This is a genomic window from Vibrio sp. 10N.286.52.F8 (assembly GCF_041468745.1).
Taxonomy (GTDB): domain Bacteria; phylum Pseudomonadota; class Gammaproteobacteria; order Enterobacterales; family Vibrionaceae; genus Vibrio; species Vibrio crassostreae_C.
In genome coordinates, this window is sequence record NZ_JBFRJF010000019.1 from 74,930 (window position 1) to 98,835 (window position 23,906).

The 23,906-nt window shown below is 44.8% G+C and carries 20 protein-coding genes, 4 tRNA genes and 1 other annotated feature; of the genes, 15 read left to right on the forward strand and 9 right to left on the reverse strand.

The window, feature by feature from the left end; translation table 11 throughout:
* Positions 1-7: 7 nt before the first annotated feature.
* Positions 8-122, reverse strand: a sequence feature (Trp leader region).
* On the reverse strand, positions 69-194 hold the full coding sequence (locus AB4133_RS11150; protein WP_372224470.1) for a Trp operon leader peptide: 126 nt from the start codon (positions 192-194) through the stop codon (positions 69-71). Its footprint overlaps the feature before it by 54 nt.
* A gap of 120 nt (positions 195-314) precedes the next feature.
* Here AB4133_RS11150 and rnm point away from each other — a divergent pair, with 120 nt between their 5' ends.
* The 3 genes from rnm to rluB all read left to right on the forward strand — a co-directional run bounded on the left by rnm (position 315) and on the right by rluB (position 3,046).
* Complete coding sequence (gene rnm / locus AB4133_RS11155; RefSeq protein WP_017061496.1) at positions 315-1,169, forward strand: RNase RNM; 855 nt, start codon at positions 315-317, stop codon at positions 1,167-1,169.
* 62 nt (positions 1,170-1,231) lie between these two features.
* Positions 1,232-1,852 (forward strand): L-threonylcarbamoyladenylate synthase, encoded by a 621-nt coding sequence (locus AB4133_RS11160; protein WP_009848751.1) that lies wholly within the window; start codon positions 1,232-1,234, stop codon positions 1,850-1,852.
* Between the two features lie 159 nt (positions 1,853-2,011).
* The gene (gene rluB / locus AB4133_RS11165) at positions 2,012-3,046 is read left to right on the forward strand and encodes a 23S rRNA pseudouridine(2605) synthase RluB (RefSeq protein WP_017055112.1); all 1,035 of its coding nucleotides are present in this window, start codon (positions 2,012-2,014) and stop codon (positions 3,044-3,046) included.
* A gap of 226 nt (positions 3,047-3,272) precedes the next feature.
* On the opposite strand, the gene AB4133_RS11170 is transcribed toward rluB, so the two are convergent.
* From AB4133_RS11170 to yeiP, 3 genes are all read right to left on the reverse strand, one after another.
* Complete coding sequence (locus AB4133_RS11170; protein ID WP_017061495.1) at positions 3,273-3,755, reverse strand: RNA methyltransferase; 483 nt, start codon at positions 3,753-3,755, stop codon at positions 3,273-3,275.
* A gap of 147 nt (positions 3,756-3,902) precedes the next feature.
* Complete coding sequence (locus AB4133_RS11175; RefSeq protein ID WP_004741258.1) at positions 3,903-4,232, reverse strand: HI1450 family dsDNA-mimic protein; 330 nt, start codon at positions 4,230-4,232, stop codon at positions 3,903-3,905.
* A gap of 10 nt (positions 4,233-4,242) precedes the next feature.
* On the reverse strand, positions 4,243-4,812 hold the full coding sequence (yeiP, locus tag AB4133_RS11180; protein ID WP_017055115.1) for an elongation factor P-like protein YeiP: 570 nt from the start codon (positions 4,810-4,812) through the stop codon (positions 4,243-4,245).
* A gap of 137 nt (positions 4,813-4,949) precedes the next feature.
* On the opposite strand from yeiP, the gene AB4133_RS11185 reads away from it, so the two are divergent.
* Positions 4,950-5,717 (forward strand): nucleotidyltransferase domain-containing protein, encoded by a 768-nt coding sequence (locus AB4133_RS11185; RefSeq protein ID WP_372224472.1) that lies wholly within the window; start codon positions 4,950-4,952, stop codon positions 5,715-5,717.
* A gap of 93 nt (positions 5,718-5,810) precedes the next feature.
* Here the strand turns inward: AB4133_RS11185 and AB4133_RS11190 are convergent, their stop codons facing one another.
* Complete coding sequence (locus tag AB4133_RS11190) at positions 5,811-8,174, reverse strand: DNA polymerase II (protein WP_372224474.1); 2,364 nt, start codon at positions 8,172-8,174, stop codon at positions 5,811-5,813.
* A gap of 426 nt (positions 8,175-8,600) precedes the next feature.
* Between AB4133_RS11190 and uvrY the strand changes: the two genes are divergently transcribed.
* The 10 genes from uvrY (at position 8,601) to nspC (ending at position 19,042) form a co-directional block, all read left to right on the forward strand.
* A complete protein-coding gene (gene uvrY, locus AB4133_RS11195; RefSeq protein WP_371724961.1) occupies positions 8,601-9,245 on the forward strand; it encodes a UvrY/SirA/GacA family response regulator transcription factor in 645 nt (214 codons plus the stop codon).
* Positions 9,246-9,260: 15 nt separating this feature from the next.
* A complete protein-coding gene (gene uvrC, locus AB4133_RS11200; RefSeq protein ID WP_372224476.1) occupies positions 9,261-11,093 on the forward strand; it encodes an excinuclease ABC subunit UvrC in 1,833 nt (610 codons plus the stop codon).
* A gap of 46 nt (positions 11,094-11,139) precedes the next feature.
* Positions 11,140-11,697 (forward strand): CDP-diacylglycerol--glycerol-3-phosphate 3-phosphatidyltransferase, encoded by a 558-nt coding sequence (gene pgsA, locus AB4133_RS11205; protein ID WP_017061490.1) that lies wholly within the window; start codon positions 11,140-11,142, stop codon positions 11,695-11,697.
* Positions 11,698-11,963: 266 nt separating this feature from the next.
* Positions 11,964-12,037 (forward strand) — tRNA-Cys (locus tag AB4133_RS11210).
* A gap of 36 nt (positions 12,038-12,073) precedes the next feature.
* A tRNA-Gly gene (locus AB4133_RS11215) sits at positions 12,074-12,149 on the forward strand.
* Between the two features lie 80 nt (positions 12,150-12,229).
* Positions 12,230-12,316: transfer RNA gene (locus tag AB4133_RS11220), tRNA-Leu, on the forward strand.
* A gap of 32 nt (positions 12,317-12,348) precedes the next feature.
* A tRNA-Gly gene (locus tag AB4133_RS11225) sits at positions 12,349-12,424 on the forward strand.
* A gap of 1,065 nt (positions 12,425-13,489) precedes the next feature.
* Entirely contained in the window at positions 13,490-16,441 is a 2,952-nt protein-coding gene (locus AB4133_RS11230) for a pyridoxal phosphate-dependent class III aminotransferase (RefSeq protein WP_017061003.1), read from the forward strand.
* An 8-nt stretch (positions 16,442-16,449) separates the two neighbouring features.
* Positions 16,450-17,703 carry a carboxynorspermidine synthase gene (locus AB4133_RS11235; RefSeq protein WP_017061002.1) on the forward strand — a complete coding sequence of 418 codons (1,254 nt, stop codon included), beginning with the start codon at positions 16,450-16,452 and terminating at the stop codon, positions 17,701-17,703.
* Positions 17,704-17,902: 199 nt separating this feature from the next.
* Complete coding sequence (gene nspC / locus AB4133_RS11240; RefSeq protein ID WP_017063550.1) at positions 17,903-19,042, forward strand: carboxynorspermidine decarboxylase; 1,140 nt, start codon at positions 17,903-17,905, stop codon at positions 19,040-19,042.
* A 73-nt stretch (positions 19,043-19,115) separates the two neighbouring features.
* Here the strand turns inward: nspC and AB4133_RS11245 are convergent, their stop codons facing one another.
* Positions 19,116-19,628 (reverse strand): glycine cleavage system protein R, encoded by a 513-nt coding sequence (locus AB4133_RS11245; RefSeq protein WP_372224479.1) that lies wholly within the window; start codon positions 19,626-19,628, stop codon positions 19,116-19,118.
* A 267-nt stretch (positions 19,629-19,895) separates the two neighbouring features.
* Positions 19,896-20,804 carry a DUF3943 domain-containing protein gene (locus AB4133_RS11250; RefSeq protein WP_017069173.1) on the reverse strand — a complete coding sequence of 303 codons (909 nt, stop codon included), beginning with the start codon at positions 20,802-20,804 and terminating at the stop codon, positions 19,896-19,898.
* Between the two features lie 210 nt (positions 20,805-21,014).
* Between AB4133_RS11250 and AB4133_RS11255 the strand changes: the two genes are divergently transcribed.
* Positions 21,015-22,253: a CinA family nicotinamide mononucleotide deamidase-related protein gene (locus AB4133_RS11255; RefSeq protein WP_104216166.1), complete on the forward strand. Its 1,239-nt coding sequence runs from the start codon at positions 21,015-21,017 to the stop codon at positions 22,251-22,253.
* Between the two features lie 174 nt (positions 22,254-22,427).
* On the opposite strand, the gene AB4133_RS11260 is transcribed toward AB4133_RS11255, so the two are convergent.
* Together AB4133_RS11260 and AB4133_RS11265 are read right to left on the reverse strand one after the other, a co-directional pair.
* Positions 22,428-23,273 (reverse strand): DmsC/YnfH family molybdoenzyme membrane anchor subunit, encoded by an 846-nt coding sequence (locus tag AB4133_RS11260; protein WP_102393398.1) that lies wholly within the window; start codon positions 23,271-23,273, stop codon positions 22,428-22,430.
* A gap of 1 nt (position 23,274) precedes the next feature.
* Positions 23,275-23,895, reverse strand: coding sequence for a DMSO/selenate family reductase complex B subunit (locus AB4133_RS11265; protein WP_004733360.1), 621 nt, complete (start codon positions 23,893-23,895; stop codon positions 23,275-23,277).
* Positions 23,896-23,906: the final 11 nt, after the last annotated feature.

Sequence of the window (23,906 nt, forward strand, 5' to 3'; positions counted from 1 at the left end):
TCGACAAATTAAAAAGCCCGCTATTAAAGCGGGCTTAGTGATAACTTTTTTATAAACAAACTGTTTAATTAGAAGTACACGTTAGCCCACCAAGAACTTGTCCAAGTGCGCCACGAATTAAGCTCTGAACTTGCTTCTACTGAAGAAAGTTCTAAAACTTTATCTTTATGGTTTTGGTTAAATTCTTGTAACATGGTGAACCTATCAAATGTGATACTTCGTATTTGTGTACTAGTTAACTAGTTTTCTGCTTGCGGGTCAAGTGTGTTGACACAAATATAACGATAAAAATTGAAAACAATGAAAAAGAATATATGAGAATTGATCTACATAGTCATACAACAGCCTCAGATGGCCGACTTACTCCACCTGAGCTAATTGACCGAGCGCTTGGCTTTAACATCGAAGCGCTAGCGATTACAGATCATGACACGACTGATGGGCTTGCTGAAGCACGCAGCTACATTGCGGATAACAACCTTCCTATTCAGTTGATAAACGGCATTGAGATTTCGACTGTTTGGCAAAACAAAGATATCCATATTGTTGGGTTAAACGTTGATCCTGAGTCACCAGAACTCAAAGCGCTCATTGAACAACAGAAGCAACACCGTATTGGGCGTGCTGAGATGATCGCTCACCGTCTTGAGAAAGCGACTCGTGAAGGGGTGTTAGAAGAAGTTAAATTGATTGCGGGTGATGCACCAATCACTCGCGCTCACTTTGCTAAGTGGCTAGTCGACAATGGCTATGCGAAAACTATGCAGCAGGTGTTTAAAAAGTTTCTTACTCGTAATAACCCAGGTTATGTGCCGCCAACTTGGTGTTCAATGAGTGATGCTGTCACGGCTATTCATGCTGCTGGTGGACAAGCCGTACTCGCTCACCCTGGGCGATATGGACTTACAGCCAAGTGGGTTAAGCGCCTGCTAGCGGCATTTGTTGAAGCGAAAGGGGATGCGATGGAAGTAGCTCAACCTCAGCAAGCGCAACAAGAAAGACGCACACTCGCGGATTATGCTATACAATACAAACTATTAGCCTCCCAAGGCAGTGATTTCCATTACCCATCTCCGTGGATGGAACTTGGACGCAATCTCTGGCTACCTTCTGGGGTCGAAGAAGTATGGAAAGATTGGGAGTTTCAAACGGTTTCACCATCTGAATAGTCTTTAGGTGAGCCAGCTCCTTCTGATGATAGAGTCGAGAGATTCGATAACGAGGATCAACAATGAGCCAGTTTTTTTATGTACACCCAGATAACCCACAAGCACGCTTAATTACTCAAGCGGTTGCGATTATTCGCAATGGCGGCGTTGTGGTTTATCCAACAGATTCCGGTTATGCGCTGGGCTGTCAGCTTGAAAACAAACAAGCACTTGAACGTATCTGTAAAATTCGTCGCATCGATGACAAGCACAATTTCACCTTGTTATGCCGTGATCTTTCTGAGTTATCACTGTATGCACGCGTTGATAACGTGGCTTTCCGTCTGCTGAAAGCACACACGCCAGGTGCTTACACGTTTATCTTTAAAGCAACCAAAGAAGTGCCAAAGCGTTTGATGAACGCCAAGCGTAAAACGATTGGTATTCGTGTCCCAGACAACAAGATTGCACTCGACCTTTTGGAAGCGATGGGTGAACCATTAATGTCGACGTCTCTGATTCTGCCGGGTAACGAGACTACGGAGTCGGATCCAGAAGAAATTCGTGACAGCCTAGAACATGCGGTTGATGTCATTTTGAATGGCGGTTACTTAGGTGAGCAACCGACGACGGTTATTGACTTCAGTGACGATGATGCCGTGGTTCTACGTCGTGGTGCTGGCGATCCTGCGCCGTTTGAATAATCGCTTTACTGATTAACAGTCTGTAACGATACAGCAAACCTGCCACAGTAAATAACAAGTGCTTTTTGGCAGGTTATTTGCGATAATACGCGACCGCGATTTGGTCGCGAAAAATTCATTCGACGTCTGTGAAGACGACAATTAGGTAGAAAAGAGTAAATGAGCGAAAAATTACAGAAGGTTTTAGCGCGAGCTGGTCACGGTTCTCGTCGTGAACTAGAAGGTTTAATCAAATCTGGTCGTGTAAGTGTTAACGGTCAAGTTGCGAAACTGGGCGAGCGTCTTGAAGACGAGAACTCAGTGATCCGTATCGATGGCCATACTGTTTCAGGCAAGGCTTCTGAAGAAGTGGTTTGTCGTGTACTTGCTTACTACAAACCTGAAGGTGAGCTTTGTACTCGTCACGATCCTGAAGGCCGCCGTACTGTTTTCGATCGTCTACCTAAGATCCGTGGTTCTCGTTGGATTTCAGTTGGTCGTCTTGATGCAAACACATCAGGCCTTTTGCTTTTCACTACTGATGGTGAGCTTGCAAACCGTCTAATGCACCCAAGCCGTCAGGTTGAACGTGAGTACCTAGTACGTGTATTCGGTGAAGTGACTGAGCAGAAAGTTAAAAACGTTACTCGTGGCGTACAACTAGAAGACGGCATGGCTCGTTTTGAAGATGTGGTTTACGCTGGTGGTGAAGGTATGAACCATACTTTCTATGTAGCGATTAACGAAGGTCGTAACCGTGAAGTTCGTCGTCTTTGGGAATCACAAGAAACAACAGTAAGCCGCCTGAAACGTGTACGTTACGGTGATATCTACCTTGATAAGAAACTGCCTCGTGGCGGTTGGAAAGAGCTAGATCTTCAAGAAGTTAACTACTTGCGTGAGCTTGTTGAGCTTAAGCCTGAGAAAGAGACACTGTTGGATCTTGATCCTTCAAACACTTCTCGTAAGCGTGAGCGTTCTCGTAGCCAAAAAATTCGTCGTGCTGTTAAACGTCACGAAGAGCGTGCAAACGCACCAAAAGGCCGTAGCAACCAAACTAAGCGTAAGAAGCCTGCAACTCGCGGTACTACAACACCTGATTCAGGTCGTAGCGCTCCAGCTGCAAACAAAGGCAAACCTCAGGCTAACAAAAGTAAGCCTAAACTGAACAACGGTCGTCCGGCTAAACCAGCTAAGCCAAGAACACGTCAGTAATTACGTAATTTCTTACGCGTAAAGCTTCATTAGCTGAAAGCACTGAATACTAAAAAACCTGCTCATTGAGCAGGTTTTTTTACGTCTGGAGAAATAGCAGATGCGGGATGCGAGTAATCGAGTATCGAAAACATACTGCCATAATCGGCAGTAAGCATGCTCTTCGCATCTCTTATCTCGTTTACACGTATCTATAAATCTTTTCGCATCTCGTATCTCGTTCTATTTACTTATGATTCGAGAAGTTATCGCCTTTCGCTAATCGGTCGTAAAGCACTACATTCACTGATGCCGCTAGATTCATACAGCCGTTGGTCGGAACGTAAATCGTCTCACGACAGAAATCTGTGATTTCTTTCTTTAGCGTGCCATCTTCTGGGCCAAAAATGTAAAACGCACGTGGTGGGTGCTTGTAATCAGGTAGAGGCTTAGCACCTTCAATCAGATCAACAGCAACCGGCACGCAGCCTACTGGAATAATATCTTTCAGCTCTTCAACACCAATCAAAGGCAGGGCTAAGTGCTTTTCTTTGGTATCGGTATGGAATTTTCGCGCATGGTCGTAGCGTGTGCCAGTGTAAAACACAGAGTTGGCGCCGTAGCAGCCAGCAGCTCGCATTACAGAGCCTACGTTTTCAGGCGTCTTTGGGTTAACTAGGCCAATGCAGGCATAGCCTTTTGATTGTGTGTCTGTTTTTGCTTTGGTCATAATCAGTGAATCTAACGTTGATGATGAAAGTGAGTAATCATGATGAGAAATGGCGTGATAAAAATAGCCGAGCAATCGGCTCGGCTAACTTTTAACTCGCTTACATGAATACTTGTTTACTCATGCTGATGAGCGTCAACAGCGGTATTAGTCACGTTTCCACAGCATGTGACAGAACTTATGTTCTGGGTCACGGCTGATTAACATGCGAGCAAATACGTCGTCTAGAACGTCATCAGCTTCATTCACAAGACCAATGCGCACTTCAGCGTAGATCTCTTTGTCGACTTCAAAGCCAACATGTTCAACCCAATCATCGCCAGTTTCAACAAGCTCTGCTGCGCCACGATCTTCAAACTGAGCAGTGAAAAGAATCACGTCTGCAGGCTCTAGGTTGTCAGGTGCCATCTCTAGGAAGATGTCGTATGCAGTGTCAATTGCGTCGTCATAAGACATTAGGTCGTTAGCTTCGGTCATAATAAGTATCTTAGCTTGCGCGGTTCATGTATTTACGTTCAGCAGTGTTTACTACTACTTTGTCGCCAGTCGCGATGTATTCAGGTACTTGAATAGTAAGACCTGTAGAAAGACGAGCAGGCTTAGTACGAGCAGACGCTGATGCACCTTTGATTGAAGGATCAGTCTCTTCGATAACTAGTTCAACAGATGTTGGTAGCTCAAGCGTTGCAGCGTTGCCGTCGATAAGGATCGCGTACATGCCTTGAGTTTCTTCGTTGATGAACAGTAGTTCGTCTTCGATAGTCTCACCGTTGAAGATGAATTGTGTGTAATCTTCGTTGTCCATGAAGATGTACTCGTTGCCATCAACGTAAGAGAACATTACTGCACGCTTAGTTACGTCAATAGTTTCAACAATTTCGTCAGCCTTGTGGCGAACTTCAGTTTTAACGCCAGTTGCTACATCGTTACCACGGAAGCGGTAAATCTTTTGGCCGCCACGGCCGCCTGGTGTTGTTACTTCGATATCTTTAACGATCACTGTTTTGCTTTCTACTGTGATAGCAAAACCTTTTTTAATTTCACTTGCTCTAGGCATTTTGTGTTTGTCCTTAGTGGGTCTATCCGCTGATTATATCTCGGAGATGCTATAAATAGGAATAGCTTGAATCATAAAGTCACCTAGGCGATCATAGAGTTATAGTTAAATCATTATTTTATTTACCGAAACGACCTATGCAGCTACCCGTTATTGACCCAACACAGCCTTTTCAACCTGAATTTCAACCTGTGGTTAACGATCTGATTGCCTTTCTAAAAGGTGGGTTAGGATCTAATCTGCACAGTATTTATATTTATGGCAGTGTGGCTCGTAAGCAAGCCGTCTTCGGTCGCTCCAATCTAGATGTGGTTGTGGTGACCCATCGACCGTTTCCTGACCAACGAACCACTTTGTTGAACACCATCAAATGGCGTTTCCAAAAGAGCTTCCCGCAGGTAACTCAAGTGGCGATAAAAACTACCTTAGTGAGTGAGATAGTCGATTTCGACAATATCTTCACTTGGGGTTTTATGCTCAAGCATTTAGCCGTGTGTGTGCATGGTGAAGACTTATCAGACTGCTATGGTGATTTTGAAACAAGTTGGGAAATCGCTAAGCACTGGAATATGGATGCGGAAAACTGGTTGGCGGTGTATCGCAACAAGATCGCACGAGCGACAACGCCAGAACAACAAGTCGCTGCGCAGGTGATTATTGCCAAGAAGCTTCTACGGGCGAGTTACTCACTGGTGATGTACCGCGATAAATATTGGTACGATGATCCTGTTGAATGTGGCCAACAGTTCTTGAAGTATCACCCAGATCGAGAAGTCGAAATCCAAAGGTTGGGCATTTTACTTTCTGGTCGACCAATCCCTAAACGTTCGGTGATCGGTATTCTTGATGGCTTTGGTGAGTGGTTGATTAAGCAGTATCAGAAAACCGAGTTCAGAATCGGATAGAGATTTATAACCGATCCATTGATACTAAAAAGCAGAGTGTGCTGAAGAACATATCTCTGCTTTTTTCGTTTTAAGAGCATATTGAATATAGTGCTAGAACAAACCCAACTGCTGCCCACTAACTCTTTCAAAGTCTAAACCGATGAAGGGCAGTATTGCCTCTGCGACCGGTTTAATCTGCTTGTCGATATAGTGCTGATAATCGATACCACTCTTTAAATACTCCTTGGGCTCAGGGCCACTCAGAGTAATCAAATACTCAATGCGTCCTTTATTTTGGTATTGAAGAGGGCGACCAAGCTGAGCATTGATCTCATCGGCCATACGAGCTGCGCGAACCTGCGGCGGAATGTTCTTTTGGTATTCATGTAATTTGCGGCGTAAGCGCTTTTGATACACCAATAAATCATCATGTTTGCCAGCAGAGGTTTCATCAACAAACTGTCTGACGTAGTCGGTTGGATCTTGATCGTGAAACACCATCTCATACAAGGTTTGTTGGAATTGCTGTGCGAGAGGTGTCCAATCGGTGCGTGCACTCTCAAGCCCTTTAAATATGATCTTTTCTTTATCGCCTTGAGTGATTAATCCGGCATAACGTTTCTTCGAGCCGGTTTCTGAACCTCTAATGGTCGGCATTAGAAACTTGCGATAGTGAGTCTCGTATTCCAATTCGAGTATTGAGGTTAGGTTGTGGGTCTCTTTTAAGTGATTCGTCCACCAATCGTTGATGTAAGCGACCAGTGTGTTCCCGATCTCGTCTGCTTTTTGCTGATCATAACTGCCGTTCAGAGACACGAAGGTTGAATCGGTATCGCCGTAAATCACTTGATAGCCTTTGTCTTCGATCAGAACCTTGGTTTGCTTCATGATCTCATGTCCACGCATGGTAATTGAAGACGCTAACCGGGTATCGAAGAAACGACAACCAGACGAACCTAACACACCATAGAATGAGTTCATGATGATCTTAATCGCCTGAGAGAACGCTTTCTCGTTGTTCTTCTTCGCCACATCACGTGCAGCCCAAAGGTTTTCGATCATCTCGGGCAAGAAGTGTTTAGAGCGGTGGAATTGCCCACCTCGAAAGCCATCAACGGCTTGGTTTTCTGCTGGGCCTAGTTCAAGCTTCAACCCTTCAATTAGTCCCATAGGGTCAATCAGAAACGAGCGAATGATCGATGGATACAGGCTCTTAAAATCGAGTACCAAAACCGAGTCGTACAGATTGGGAATTGAATCCATCACATAACCGCCGGGGCTCGCAATCCAATTCTCTGGCTCTAAGTTCGGTGCGACATAACCCGCTCTGTGGATTTGAGGCAGATATAAGTTAGTAAAGGCCGCAACAGAGCCACCAACGCGATCCAGCTCAACACCGGTTAATCGAGAGCGCTCAATCGCGAAGTCGAGTAGGTGAGTGTGCTCGAAGATGCTGTTTACCAGTACGCAGTCTTGAAGGTTGTACTTAGCGAGTGAGGGTTTATCGAACTTAAACATTCGGTTTATCTCATCCATACGGTCATGAACGTTATGGATGTCTTTGCCTTCCCCAAGCAGCTCTTGCGATACCGACTCAAGAGACCAAGAACGGAAGTGGTAGGTCGCTGTCTTGAGCATATCAATACCATCCAAGACAACGCGCCCCGGAATCGTGATAAAACCTTGCTGATTTTGAGCAGAACTGCGGAAAAAGCTCGGTTGGTTGTCTCTGCCGATGTTGAGCTTCACTTCGTTCCATTCTGAACGTTTGTGCAGCAGCCTAAAATCGAAGTCGATAACATTCCAGCCAATGATGATGTCAGGATCAAATTCAGAGAACCAAGCTATCATGGCTTCAAGTAGCGCTTTCTCGTTGGCAACCCATTGGATATTGGTTTCAGCTTGTTGTGCTTCGCCGACCATGATTACTCGGCTGTCCATCGGGCTGTCTAGGCCAATTGAATAAAGCACGCCTTTTTCCGAACACTCAATATCAAGCGAGACCACAGATAGACTGGGTAAGTAATAACCTGCTCGGCATTTTGCGTTTGAGACTCGACGATGCTGATTTTTTTGCACAGCAGATCCGGTGAACTCAATACTTCCCTTGATAAAACGTTCCATCAAGAATCGATCGGCGAGTCGAATATCGCTTTCAAAGGTTTGGATTTCTTCGTTGTGAAAGGCTTGCGCTAAACCAAAGCTGCTTCTCGACAGTGAGGTGTAACACGCGGCGAGAGGTGTTTGCTCGAATGTGGCTAATTCTAGAGGCTTAAATTGGCAATCGATCGACTCTTTCGCTGCGATTGCCTGACATGCCTCAACGTCAGATTGAGCGACAAAAAATACCGGTTTTTCATTTTGAATCGTCAGCAGAGTAGGGCCTTGAGGGGTGCTTAACCACAAGTCGATTTGTGTGCGCCCTGAAAAATCTCTTGCTTGTCTTGTGAGTACAAAGCCTTGCTGAATATCCAATGTAGTAACCTATTGAAATGGGGAATCGAATACTACCATCTAGCGACCCTCTGCGCACAAAAGGCAGTAAAAATACTAACTAAATTCTAGTTAGTAGAGGCAAATAACGGGACTCTATAAGCAAATAAGTGAAATTGTCGCGAATGGTTATTCAATGGTATTGAAAATATCTTTATCTTATGTAATTTTATTGGGTGTTGTTTTAACTGGTTGATTTTTAGAAAAAGCTTGTTGTTTTAGTTAGCTTATTTGTTAATAAGTACTTGCTAAAGTTCGTGTTTCAGCACATATTCAACAGAGCTTTTTTTTAGTAATTAAGTTAAGATGTACTCAATGCTGCGATCCACTGTTCCTTTGTTCAATTGTTTCAAACAGATGAAATGACACAGTGGTTGCAGAGCCAATTAATAGTGTGGAGATACAAGTTTGATAAATGTTTTCCTTGTAGATGATCACGAGCTGGTTCGCACAGGGATACGACGTATTATTGAAGACGTCCGTGGAATGAACGTAGCAGGGGAAGCTGAAAGCGGTGAAGGTGCTGCAAAATGGTGTCGTACTAACAATACTGACGTTATTTTGATGGATATGAATATGCCTGGTATTGGTGGCTTAGAAGCAACCAAGAAGATCTTGCGTTTCAACCCTGATGTTAAAATCATCGTTTTAACTGTTCATACGGAAAATCCGTTTCCAACTAAAGTGATGCAAGCTGGAGCTGCTGGTTACCTTACTAAAGGGGCAGGTCCGGATGAAATGGTAAATGCAATTCGAGTGGTTAATAGTGGCCAACGATACATTTCACCAGAAATTGCGCAGCAGATGGCTTTGAGCCAATTCTCGCCTGCGTCTGAAAATCCATTCGCAGACTTATCTGAACGTGAACTTCAAATCATGATGATGATTACCAAAGGTCAGAAAGTGACGGATATTTCAGAACAACTCAATCTAAGTCCTAAAACAGTCAACAGTTACCGCTACCGCTTGTTCAGTAAGCTGGATATCAGTGGCGATGTAGAGCTGACGCATTTAGCGATTAGACATGGAATGTTAGACACTGAGACCCTTTAACACTGAGATCGTATAGTGACTAACTTGTTTGACTCAGTCTCATTCCTCAAGACAGTAACAGAGCAGCCCGGCGTTTATCGAATGTATAACGCCGAGGCTGCCGTTATTTACGTCGGTAAAGCTAAGAACCTCAAAAAACGCCTTTCCAGTTATTTCCGTAAAAAAGTCGACAGTGAAAAAACACGCGCTCTAGTTAGTAATATTGACAAGATCGATGTCACTGTAACGCACACGGAAACAGAAGCGCTCATTCTTGAGCACAACTACATCAAGCAGTACTTGCCTAAATACAACGTACTTTTGCGTGATGATAAGTCGTACCCTTATATTTTTATTAGCGGTCACAAGCATCCTCGTTTGTCGATGCACCGTGGTGCTAAGAAGAAAAAGGGCGAATACTTTGGTCCTTACCCTGATTCCGGCGCTGTGCGTGAGACGCTACACCTAATCCAAAAGATTTTCCCTGCCCGCCAGTGTGAAGATACGGTTTATGCCAATAGAACGCGCCCGTGTTTGATGTATCAGATTGGTCGTTGTGCTGCGCCATGTGTTAGCTCAATCATCTCTGATGAAGAGTACAGTGAACTTATCGACTACGTTCGTCTGTTCCTGCAAGGGAAAGACAAATTAGTCCTTGAGACGCTCATCGACAAAATGGACAAGGCAAGCCGTGAGCTTCGTTTTGAACAAGCTGCCGCTTTCCGTGATCAAATCCAAGCGATTCGACGTGTGCAAGAACAACAATACGTATCTGACGATTCAATGGAAGATATGGACGTGTTGGGATTTGCTCAAGAGAATGGCGTAGCGTGTATTCATATCTTGATGATTCGCCAAGGCAAGGTTTTAGGCAGTAGAAGCCATTTCCCTAAAATTCCCAACAATACGGTGCGACAAGAGGTCTTTTCGAGCTTTTTAAGCCAATACTATCTTGCGCATAGTGAAGCGAGAACCATCCCAACCCGTTTGATTCTCAATGCCGATTTGATGGAAGATGTCACACCGATTCAAGAAGCCTTGTGTGAAGTAGCGGGTCGTAAGATTCACTTCAATACCAACCCTTCAGGTACTCGAGGTCGTTACCTTAAATTGTCTAATACCAATGCATTGACGGCTATTACCACCAAGATTAATCACAAGATGACGATTAATCAGCGCTTCAAAGAGCTCCAAGAAGTGCTGTCGATGGATGCTATCAAGCGCATGGAATGTTTTGATATCAGTCATACCATGGGTGAAAGCACGATTGCGTCGTGTGTGGTGTTCAATCAAGAAGGCCCGGTTAAACCAGAGTACCGTCGTTACAACATCACCGGCATTACAGGTGGCGATGATTATGCAGCGATGGCTCAGGCGCTTGAGAGACGTTATTCGAAGCAACTCGATGTCGACAAGATCCCAGACATCATCTTTATCGATGGTGGTAAAGGTCAGCTAAACCGCGCTCATGAGATCATTTCTCAATATTGGGGTGATTGGCCGTTTAGACCAAGAATGATGGGTATTGCGAAAGGCGTGACGCGTAAACCGGGTTTAGAAACTTTGGTAACCCTTGAAGGTGAAGAGTTTAATTTACCTAGCGATGCACCAGCGCTGCATCTTATCCAGCACATTCGTGATGAGAGCCATAATCATGCGATTGCAGGGCACAGGGCGAAACGTGGTAAAACGCGCAGAACCAGTGCTTTGGAAGGAATTGAAGGGGTAGGACCTAAACGTCGTCAAGCTTTGCTGAAATATATGGGTGGCTTACAAGAACTTAAGCGTGCAACTGTCGAAGAAATAGCCAAAGTGCCGGGCATTAGTCATTCTTTGGCAGAAAACATTTATCAAGCATTGAAACAATAGTAAAAATCCCGCACCATTAAAGCGCAATTAATAAGAGCCCAATAATATGCGTTTGAATATACCTAACATTTTGTCCTTACTGAGACTATTTTTGATCCCAGTATTCGTTGTCGTTTTCTATCTACCTTATCAATGGGCTCCTTTCGCTGCTGCGATGGTGTTTTGGGTAGCCGGTTTCACTGATTGGCTAGATGGCATGCTAGCTCGTAAGTTAGGGCAAACGTCTCGCTTCGGTGCCTTCATTGACCCTGTGGCTGACAAAGTGTTGGTCGCTACGGCTCTTATCCTGATTACAGAGCATTACCACTCTATTTGGATAACTATTCCAGCCGTGACCATGATTGCTCGTGAGATCATCATTTCAGCGCTTCGTGAATGGATGGCTGAAATCGGTAAACGCGCAAGTGTTGCGGTATCTTGGGTTGGTAAAGTAAAAACGGTTTCTCAGATGTTCGCCCTTTGGGTACTTATCTGGCGCTATGACGATTGGATGGTATGGGTCGGATACATTGCGCTCTATGTCGCCACCGTTCTTACTTACTGGTCAATGGCACAATACTTGATGGCCGCCAAAGACGATTTGTTGGACGAAAAACATCATTGATGAAGAAGCGAGCTGAGGCTCGCTTTTTTGATCTTTAACCTAAGGTTAAGTTATCAATAGTGGATATCTAATGTGATATAGATCTCCTTTGAATAACCCGCTCACAGTGTGTTTTGAACATAAAGTCAGCTATTTGGCTTGTTTCGTATGAAATCTATTCAAACGAATTAAAAATACAAAAATAATATTGACTCAATCGCCTGAATCCGTAGAATGCATCCCGTACCCAAGAGGATGGCAATGAGCGATTCAATTGGAGTTACTAAGGCGCCTTGGCAGAGTGGCTATGCAGCGGATTGCAAATCCGTGGACCTCGGTTCGACTCCGGGAGGCGCCTCCATTCTCTCTTTCTTCTAGAAAGAATTTGAATGAAAATGCGATACTAGCTCAGTTGGTAGAGCGCAACCTTGCCAAGGTTGAGGTCATCGGTTCGAACCCGATGTATCGCTCCAAATTTTGTAATGTTGATTGGCGTCAGCATTAAGATGGTGTTTTACTTTTCAGTAATCGGCATCGCAATAAAGAATTGCGTGCCCTGGTGGTGGAATTGGTAGACACAAGGGATTTAAAATCCCTCGGCGTTCGCGCTGTGCCGGTTCAAGTCCGGCCCGGGGCACCATCTATTAAAGTCTTTATCTCGATAAAGCAAATGCGATACTAGCTCAGTTGGTAGAGCGCAACCTTGCCAAGGTTGAGGTCATCGGTTCGAACCCGATGTATCGCTCCAAATTAAGAAGCCCGAACAGAAATGTTCGGGCTTTTTGGTTTCTGACGTTTAGCTTTTACGTTTAAGAACTCTTCTTGTTCGAATCCGCACTCAACATTCATTTCTATCTCTGTTTCAAATTTTGCAATCAAGTTAGTTTTTAAAAGCGAGATTCCCTATGAACTCGTTCCTCGTGCTAGGGAATGACGGAAAGACGGTATGACCTCAAAGTCTCTCTAGTAACGTTTATAAACCCACGTCGTCATCCTCGGGTGTGAGGAACGAATGAACCGGGGATCTCTTGCCGCTTGCTGATTAACTTCAGTTTAATCTATTGCATCAGATAGTTTCTTGAATAAAGCAATACAATGACATGTTGTAAGGGGTTCTCTATGAATTCATACCTCGCTCTAGGGAGTGACGCCATGACCTAAAAGCTTCTCTAGCAACGTTTATAACCCCACGTCGTCATCCTCGGGTATGAGGAACGAATGAACCGGGGATCTCTTTCCCAAACGATAGTGTGACGATATTTACAGCAATTGCTTAGCCACCGCTGCTATTTATCAAGCTATTACTAAAAACTATTGATCGTTCATTTCACTTTATGTTACTTTCCCGCGCAATCTCGGAATGAAAATGTTCAAGAAGAGCAACGATTGCTTCTGGGGGATACGCGTAGTGACCATTCTTGCTGATTGGGACATTACGTAGGGTAGGTATTGGCTAGTCCTTTAGCTGATAGACGGGATACTTATGGCGCAGTTCGTCATGTTAATGGGAAACCCAACATTGAACACACTAATTACAACATTGCTAATCAGCTCTGCATTTCCAAAGGGACCAGCTCCTCATAGCTGCCCGATCCTGCAAAAATGTCCAATTCTTCAAAACAGTAGCATTACTGAACCTTGAGCTCACGCTAACAATTTATCGCTGTCTTAAGACGGCTTAATTTCGTATTCGTCATTTGACTTATGCGAGCGTACAGCTATATCTCATTTCTAGACAATACGTGTATTTCACTATGAACTCTCTCCAAATTTAACGAGAGTTGGTGGGTAATTGCGTCTGATGGAGGTGAGTATGAACACATTCAAGGGGACTTTTATGACTACCGCCTTTGAAGTCGATATTAATACTATCGCAAATTCATTTTCAACTATGGTTCCTATCTTAGAGGGAACGTACGACCTAACACCTGACGCTATTTTGCTAGAGCAAGAACAGCATGAGTCGGATGTTCGCTCTTACCCAAGACGCCTGCCTATTGCTATTAAACGAGCATGTGGCGCTTTAGTTGAAGATACTCGTGGCCAACTCTTTCTCGATTGCTTAGCCGGTGCAGGTACACTTTCTCTGGGTTACAATCACCCTGAGATTAACCAAGCACTGAAAGACCAGCTCGATTCTGGTTTGCCATACCAAACACTTGATATCACGACTCAAGCAAAAGAGACGTTTATCAAGCGAGTTAAAGCCTTTCTTCCTCAAGACTTTTCAAATAACTCGGTTCTTCAATTCTGTGGCCCATCGGGTGCTGACGCTGTGGAAGCGGCGATCAAGCTTGCTAAGCAAACCACAGGTCGCAACACCATGTTTGCTTTCCGTGGTGCTTACCATGGCATGACCAACGGCACCATGGGCATGATGGGTAACCTCGGTACTAAAGAGCGTCGTAGCGGCTTGATGTCTGACGTACATTTCATGCCTTTCCCATACAACCTACGCTGCCCGTTTGGCATTGGTGGTGAAGCGGGTGCCAACGCGAGCATTCGTTATATCGAGCGTATGTTGAACGATGACGAGTCTGGCATCATGAAACCAGCCGCGATGATCGTTGAACCTGTACAAGGTGAGGGCGGTGTGATTCCAGCTCCTGCATCTTGGCTACAAGGCTTGCGTCGCATCTGTGATGAACACGGCATCCTACTGATCTTTGATGAAATTCAGTGTGGTGTAGGTAAGACGGGTCATCGATTTGCGTTTGAAGAGTCTGGCGTTAACCCAGATATCTTATGTTTGTCTAAAGCGATCGGTGGCGGACTGCCTATGTCGCTGCTTGTATTCGACAAGAGCATCGATACTTGGAAAGCGGGTGAACATACCGGTACATTCCGTGGTAACCAGTTAGCAATGGTGTCTGGTGCTAAAGCACTGGAAATCATCGAGCGAGATGGTTTGGTGGAGCACGCGAACATTGCAGGCCAATACCTACGTCATGGGTTAGAGAAGATTCAATCACGCGTTAGCTGTATTGCTGAAGTTCGCGGTAAAGGCTTGATGCTTGGCGCTGAGATCAAGCAACCAAATGGTGAGCTTAACAAGTTTGGCGAACCACAATCAGACGGCGAACTGACTCTTGCGATTCAACGTGCGGCGTTAGAACGCGGCTTGATGGTTGAAAAGGGTGGTCGTGATGGTTCGGTCATTCGTTTCCTTCCGCCAATGATTATCTCTTTTGAGCAGATTGACTTTGCATTGCGCGTCATGGAAGAAGCGATCATCGCAGCAGGTGGTGGTCTACAACAAGACCCAGCTTCAAGCGAGCAAGCAAACCAAGAATGGAACAAGCATTTTATCCAGACGGGTTTAGGCGGTAGCGACGAATTTGCTAGCGTGATGAACCAAACCACTCAAGCGATGAAAGCGGTTTTTGAACAGGTTGAAACCCCTTATTCGGGTTTAGAACCAAAAGTGCTAGAAGCAGCCATCAATGCTGTCGACCTTGACAACAATCAACACGCTTTGGTTGATGTTGTAGATAGCACTGCAGACCTTGTCGCTGCAAACTCCATCTTCGTGCAACACCCAGATTGTATTGCACACCTTCACACTCCGCCTCTTATGGCTTCGGTAGCAGCTGAATCGATTATCGCGGCGTTGAATCAATCAATGGATTCATGGGACCAAGCATCGGCTGCGACTTATGTTGAGCAGCGTGTGGTGGATTGGATGTGCGAAAAATACCAACTTGGCGCACAAGCTGACGGTGTTTTCACCAGCGGCGGCACGCAAAGTAACCTAATGGGTTTATTGCTTGCGAGAGACTGGGTTGCGGATAAGCACAATGGTCATTCTATCCAAAAGCTTGGCTTACCAGAATACGCGAGTAAGCTGCGTATCTTATGTTCAAAGAAATCGCACTTCACGGTTCAAAAGTCTGCCTCTCTACTAGGGCTAGGCGAAGCGGCAGTGTGCTGTGTTGACACCAATGCAAACGGCACTATCAAACCTGACTTGCTAGACACAGAAGTGAAAGCGCTTAAAGCACAAGGGTTGATTCCTTTTGCTGTTGTCGGTACTGCGGGTACGACCGATCACGGTGCTATTGATGACCTTGAAGCGATTGCTGACATCGCCAACCAACAAGATCTTTGGTTCCATGTCGACAGTGCTTACGGTGGCGCGCTTATCTTAAGTAGCCATAAAGCTCGCCTGAAAGGCATCGAGAAAGCGGATTCAGTGAGCGTTGATTTCCACAAGTTGTTCTTCCAAACAATCAGCTGTGGTGCTGTGTTGCTGAAAGACAAAGCGAACTTTAAGTTCCTACTGCATCACGCAGACTACTTGAATCGCGAGCACGATGAGCTGCCAAATCTTGTCGATAAGTCTATTGCGACCACCAAGCGTTTTGATGCATTGAAAGTCTTCATGACGATGCAAAGCGTTGGGCCAAAGCAGTTGGGTGATATGTACGATCATCTCCTAGAGCAGACGCTTCAAGTTGCAGACCTGATTCAGAAGCATGACGATTTTGAACTGCTTGCTGAGCCGTCACTGTCTACTGTGCTGTTCCGATCGGTGCCTCGCAATGGGCAATCAGCAAACGGTGAGCTAGATTTAGACAAACTGAATCAAACGTTAAGGCTGGAGGCGCTGACTCGTGGCATTGCTGTTCTTGGCGAAACGGTCGTTGATGGTAAAAGCGCGTTGAAATTTACTATCTTGAATCCGTGCTTAAAGACATCAGATTTCAAATCTCTAATTAACAAAATTCAAACTCTAGCCACTGAGCTAGCAGAACAACAAGGGTAATTAATACTATGGCTATTCTACAAATTGGTGCAGGCGGCGTTGGTTGGGTTGTTGCACACAAAGCAGCACAAAATAACGAAGTACTGGGTGATATCACAATCGCCTCTCGCACAATCGCGAAGTGTGAAAAAATCATCGAATCTATCAAGGGCAAAAACAACCTTAAAGATTCAACTAAGAAACTAGAAGCACGTTCAGTAGACGCTGATGATGTTGATGCGCTTGTTGCTTTGATTAAAGAAGTTCAGCCGGATCTAGTGATCAACGCTGGTCCTCCTTGGGTAAACATGGCAATCATGGAAGCATGTTACCAATCTAAAGTTTCTTATTTAGATACATCGGTAGCGGTTGACCTATGTTCTGAAGGCCAACAAGTACCACAAGCTTACGATTGGCAGTGGGGCTACCGTGAGAAGTTCGCTGAAGCAGGCATCACAGGTATTCTTGGTGCTGGTTTCGATCCAGGTGTGGTATCAATCTTTGCTGCATACGCGGTTAAGCACTTGTTCGATGAGATTGACTCAATTGATGTAATGGATGTGAATGCTGGTGACCACGGCAAGAAGTTTGCGACAAACTTTGACCCAGAAACCAACATGCTTGAGATCCAAGGCGATTCTTTCTACTGGGAAAATGAAGAGTGGAAACAAGTACCTTGTCACTCTCGTATGCTTGAGTTTGAATTCCCGAACTGTGGTTCTCACAAAGTTTACTCAATGGCGCACGATGAAGTTCGTTCAATGAAAGAGTTCATCCCAGCTAAGCGTATCGAATTTTGGATGGGCTTTGGTGATGCATACTTGAACTACTTCAACTGCATGCGTGATATCGGTCTTCTTAGCCCAGATCCGCTAACACTGCACGATGGTACTGTGGTTCAGCCTCTGCATGTTCTTAAAGCACTACTACCGGATCCAACATCTCTAGCTCCGGGTTACACTGGTTTAACGTGTATCGGTACTTGGGTTCAAGGTAAGAAAGATGGTAAAGAGCGTAGCGTATTCATCTACAATAACGCAGACCACGAAGTGGCTTACGAAGACGTAGAGCACCAAGCGATCTCTTACACAACTGGTGTTCCAGCGATTACCGCTGCACTTCAGTTCTTCCGTGGCGAATGGGCTGATAAAGGCGTGTTCAACATGGAACAGCTAAATCCAGATCCGTTCCTAGCAACTATGCCGGAAATTGGTCTAGATTGGCATGTTCAAGAGCTTGAAGCAGGCCAAGGTCTTCCAGTGATTCATGAGCTGAAAAAATAAGAACTGATTTCTTGTTTTGATTGCTAATTAAAGGGGACATGGATTGTTCCCTTTTCGATGATGATAGCCTTGAAGCTTTGGTATCATTTATTTTGATTTTGTAACTCACTGCGCTCGGACAGGACAAAATCAAAATAAATCACACCAAAATTGTTAATTTACCTTTCCATCTATAGATGCTGCTTGAGTGTTTACAAAAATGACGTTTAAGAAAGAAGAACTAAAAACCCCATATTTCATGATCAACGAAGACAAGTTGATTGCGAACTTAGAAAAAGCCAAGCAACTGAAAGAGATTTCAGGTGTGAAATTGGTACTTGCGCTTAAGTGCTTCTCGACTTGGGGCGTGTTTGACATCATCAAACCGTACCTAGACGGTACTACTAGTTCTGGCCCTTATGAAGTGAAATTAGGTCACGAAACTTTTGGCGGTGAAACTCATGCTTACAGTGTGGGCTACAGTGAAGATGACGTGAGAGAGGTTGCTGACATCTGCGACAAGATGATCTTCAACTCTCAAAGCCAACTTGCTGCTTACCGTCATATTGTTGAAGGTAAAGCTTCACTGGGTTTACGTTTAAATCCGGGCGTGAGCTACGCAGGGCAAGACTTGGCGAATCCAGCACGTCAATTCTCGCGTTTGGGCGTGCAAGCTGACCACATCAAACCAGAAATTTTCGATGAGATTAATGGTGTGATGTTCCACATGAACTGTGAGAACAAAGACGTCGATGCGTTTATCGGCCTGCTTGATTCAATCTCAGAACAGTTTGGTGAGCACTTAGATAAGTTGGACTGGGTGAGCATGGGCGGAGGTGTGTTCTTCACATGGCCTGGCTATGACATCGAAAAACTCGGTCTTGCGCTGAAAGCCTTCTCTGAAAAGCACGGTGTGCAGATGTATCTTGAGCCGGGTGAAGCGATCATCACTAAAACAACCGACCTAGTTGTGACAGTGGTCGATATTGTTGAGAACGTGAAGAAAACAGCGATTGTGGATTCAGCGACTGAGGCGCACCGCCTTGACACGCTTATCTACAATGAGCCCGCATCAGTATTGGAAGCATCAGAAACAGGCAGCCATGACTACGTGATTGGTTCGTGTTCATGTCTTGCGGGCGATCAGTTCTGCGAAGCGAGCTTTGATGAGCCACTTAAGATTGGTCAAAAGCTGCATCTGTTAGACAGCGCGGGTTACACAATGGTGAAATTGAACTGGTTCAATGGCCTTAAAATGCCTTCAATCTACTGTGAACGTAGCAGTGGTGAAGTTCAGAAGCTAAATGAATTCGGCTATGAAGACTTCAAACGCTCATTATCACAATGGTCAGTTAAGTAACTGAATCACAAGTTCAGAGCAATACAAAGAGCAGCTAATGAGCTGCTCTTTTTTGTTCTTTAATTTTGTTTATTTAGCTTTCAATCATCACACGAGTATCTTCACTGAGCGTTTCGAGTTCATTAACTACGTCGTCGATCTGTACTTCGATTGGCAGCTTAACGGCGATTTTTGATGTGAATAGACTTGAGCTAACACCGCCGCCACCAGCGATAAAGACGCGGTGACAATCCATATCGAGAATACTGATTCCTTGTCTATCCAATACATGAGTCACTTCGTTGACGATACCTGCTCGGTCGTTAGAGTCGAGTCTCAAGTGATGGACCGTGTCTTGAACATTGTGTGTATGATCGGAATCGACAAACTGCACGATGAGATCTGGATTGGCGCTGAACGCTTCTTTTACAATCAATTCGTTGATGGCTGGAAGTTGAACCTTTAGTACGCCTGCGACTTGGTCTTCAATAAAGTTCACTTTACTGATGAGCCATTTGCCGTCGTTTTCGTGAGTAACCGCAGCAAGCTGTTTGATTGTTGCTGGTGATGCTTTTCCTATAAAGTTTACGATAAATGTACTGTTCATATCAGCCCCCAAGGTTTCAATTATTCTTTGCTAATTAAATGTTTGATATCACGCGATAAAGTTCTTTAATTTCAGTGTAGAAGGTTACATCGAACAATGTTTGACCTAGGTCAATTTTTGAAACTAAGCTTCGATGCAAAAAAAGAGAATGAAGAGTAGGGCACAAAAAAAGCGGCTAGAGAGCCGCTTTTTAGAAGAGTTGTCACTGTGATTGATGATTCAGCAACTTATACTCAATAACTTATATTGAGTAGTACTAGAGACGAATTAGAACGTTACTTTGAAGTTCATACCAACAAACTGAGAGTCGTATGGTGCGCCAGCATCGTAAGCAAAACGTGCAGCGTCTTGGTTATCCCACCAAGGGTTAGTATTCAGGTTAACTTCTGCATCACCGCCCCATGCGTCACTTACCCAGTAGTGAATGTGTCCAACAGGGTTAAGGAAGAATAGCGACACATCACCCATGGTTTGAGAGCCCATCACTTCGCCACCTGAAGCAATGATATCCTGCTCTGCTTCTAGCATCATTTCACCGACAACCGCACCGAAGAAAGGTGTGATGAAGAGATCTTGCCATGAAGGTACTTCTGCAAACGCTTCTACGCCGTATTCCCAGAAGAACGTCGACATAGTCCAAGAGTATAAGAATGACTCAAACTCGTCGTAACCTGCGTGTCGAGCTGCGGTGTAGTAAACACCACCGAAATATGGGTGCATTACGTAGTTTAGGAAGTGTTCGTCACGGTCCCATGTTGGACCAGCAGAAACGTTATCTTTCCACTTTTTACCTAATGAGCTGATATCACGTTGGTCATCATCCCACTTAGTAATACTTTCAGGGAGCAGAGTCATTAGACCCACTGTCGCGACACTCAAGCCAAGAATGGTGTAGGTTTGACCCATTAGGTAATCCCAATCTTTCTCCTGACTCACCAACATGTGTTTTGGTTGTTGGATTGAGAAGTCGTACTCATCACTCGATTCGCTCAGTGCGTAATTGGTACTAGGCTTGTAGGTGTACAAGTTGTCATTAAAACAGTAATCTTGAGCACATTCATCCGAGTAAGAAAGGTTGATTGGCTGGTCGAAGTCGTATTGGCTTGCAACCGAGTTAACTGACATTAGCATTGAAAATGCGGCAGTAACCTTTGCTAGTAACGGTGATTTGGCCACAAGGGTCTCCATGAGAAAGTTTGGAATTGATCAGGATCACAATTATCTATTAAATGCCTGATTTAGGGAACTAATAATTTATAGCTTTTCCTAAGAAAACCTTAGGTTTAACATTATTAATATTAGTGAAAAGGCGAATTGCTCCAAATTCAACCATAGACCAGTTTGTAAATAATGCAGTGTCTTTTTATGACAACAAGGGATAGAAATATGACGAAAATCGCAATGTTAAGCACAGGTGAAGAAGTTCTTCATGGAGACATTGTAGATACAAACGCAGCTTGGATGTCTGCTGAGTTTTATCAGCATGGTTTTGCGCTTGCTAAGCGCTCAACTGTGGGTGATCAAATGAATGCTCTTGTTGAAGAATTGCTGATGCTGAGCTTTAACTATGATGTGGTTATCGTTAATGGTGGTTTAGGCCCGACAACCGATGATATGAGTGCTGCCGCCGCTGCAGCTGCTTCCGAGCAGAAACTCGTCATGTTCCCTGAATGGCTTGCTCGTATGGAAGAGATGTTCTCTGGACGTGGCATGCTAATGCCAGACAGCAACCTTAAACAAGCTTTGTTACCTGCGAGTTCAGAGATTGTCGATAACCCTGTAGGGACGGCTTGTGGCTTCAAACTGAAAATTAACGATGCGACTTTCTATTTCACGCCGGGTGTACCAAGTGAATTCAAGCGCATGGTGACGTTTGAGATTCTTCCTGACTTGTCGTGTACCTACCCTCAAGTGGTTGCCTCTGAATGCAGTCGACTGTTTACGTTTGGTTTGTCTGAGTCCGGTATCTCTGATGTTTTGGATCAACTAAAGCTGCCAGAAGGTTATGAACTTGGTTATCGCTCTTATCTGCCGTTCATTGAGGTCAAACTGTTTGGTCCTAAGGCAGACTTAGAAACTCGCGTTAAGCTTCTGCAGATGGTTTACAAGCTGCTAGAGAGTAATGTCGTTAGTGTTGATGAGCCGATGATTGACCATATTGGACACATCATGGCGGAAAAAAAGAAGACGTTATCTGTGTCTGAAGTGTCGACCAAAGGTTCACTGTCAGCGTGGCTGCAATTGAATGAGCAGATAGAAGATTGCTTCGGACACTCATGGGTGATGGCTGAGCCAAAAGAGAGCGAACTTGAAAAGAGCGATCCATTAGCCGCGACCTTTGCGCTGGCTGGAGCAACAAGAGATAAGTGCGGAACTGAATTGGCTTTGGTGACTGGTAAGCTGGAAGGCAACACATTCAGCGTTGCATTGTCGACTGAAGCAGGCGAGTGGGGGCAGGTACTTGAGTTTTATCGTCAGTACTCGCGTGAAGACCAACGCAACGTGATTAAGACCGTTGCCGCCGATATGCTGAGAAGGCATTTAGATAACAAACCGATGTTTGGTACTTATTCTTCGGTTAAGCGATTAAAAGACATGTTTATTCCAGCGGCTATCATTAAGTAGCTATGTAAGCTAACGATGTAAGCGAACTCGCTAAGTCTGTATTAAAAACGCTAGAAAAAACGAAATAAAAAGGCCCAACATCTAAATAGGTGTTGGGCCTTTTGTTTATCTAGCCTTCTAGATAACCAAACAAGCAGCGATGTTTACACGCAACTCATGTCCGTAAGAACTCGATTACAAACCGCTTGTCATATGTAGGCTGTAGAACAAACCACGGCCGATTAACTCTGAAGCCAAGAACAATACTAGTGCTAAGCCAAGGTTAACTGGGTTCACTTTTGCTTTGTTCAGCATAGGTAGAATCCAAATCAACAAGCTTGCCATTAGCAGTGCCACTTGAAGAATCACATAGCTACCTAAACCATCGACTAACTCAGACGCTTTTGCCGCTGAAGTTTGGATGTCTCCGATCAGGTTCAGTTTTCCTACTGTCACAAGCAAGCTGATAGCAACAGCGATAACAGCCAACATGGTGATGTTACGGTCAACCGTAAAGCGGCTGTCGTTTGCGAATACAATCACGAACTGAGATAACAGAAAGCCACCCACAACCATCGTCATGATGAAGCTCAGTGGTGTGTAGATGTTGTCCCACGTCGGTACTGTGTTGATCATGTATACGTTGATCATCGCGTACATGAAGATAACACCCAGTACCATCGCGCCAACCATCAGTGCCTTCTGGATAGCAACGCCACCTTTCTTGACTACCGACAGTAACCATTGCAGGCCACCGACAGCGAAGAATGCCGCACCGAAGAACACTTCGTTAGACAACCAAGCCGAACCTAGCTGATTAAAAGCGTTAAACGCGCGCAGTGGAGAGCCAAGGTGCGTTGTCGAGAACATGAAGCCAAGACCCATCAGTACCCATAGGATAAACATTGGAACCTTGTAGCTGTTCAGCTTCTCTTCGTCATGACCAAGTACCAGTGCACGTGCGCCAATCAGTAAGTAACCACCAACCGCAGTTTGCGCCAGCACCGTAAAGAAGATTAAAGACCACTCATGAAAAATCATCTTACACCTCCTTCGGGTTTGCTAGGTGACCGCTGGTATCGCCAGTCGGCTTCGCGTTTTTGTTCAGCTTAATCACGATGTTTGGTAGCGTTTCTGTTGAAGATGGCAGTGGAGCCACATCCGCACCAGAGCCGTACTTCTCACGAAGTGTATTGATTTCACCAAACTCCAATGCACGAAGTGGGCAAGACTCAACACAGATAGGCTGTTTGCCTTCAGAAACACGTTGGTAACAACCATCGCATTTCGTCATATGACCTTTCTTAGCATTGTATTGTGGTGCGCCGTAAGGACACGCATTGCTACAGTGCTGACAACCAATACATACGCTCTCATCAACCACAACCAAACCGTCTTCATCACGTTTGTGCATTGCGCCCGAAGGACACACTTTCACACACGCTGGGTTAGTACAGTGGTTACAAGCGATAGATAGGTAGTAAGAAAAGACATCTTTCTGAACCCAGGTATCACCATCTTGAGTGAAGCCACCACCGGCATATTCGTATACGCGACGGTAGTTCGTTTTGATGTCTAGATCGTTATAATCTTTACAAGCAAGCTGACAGGTTTTACAACCCGTGCATTTACTTGAATCAATGTAAAAGCCGTATTGTTTCATTCCAACCTACC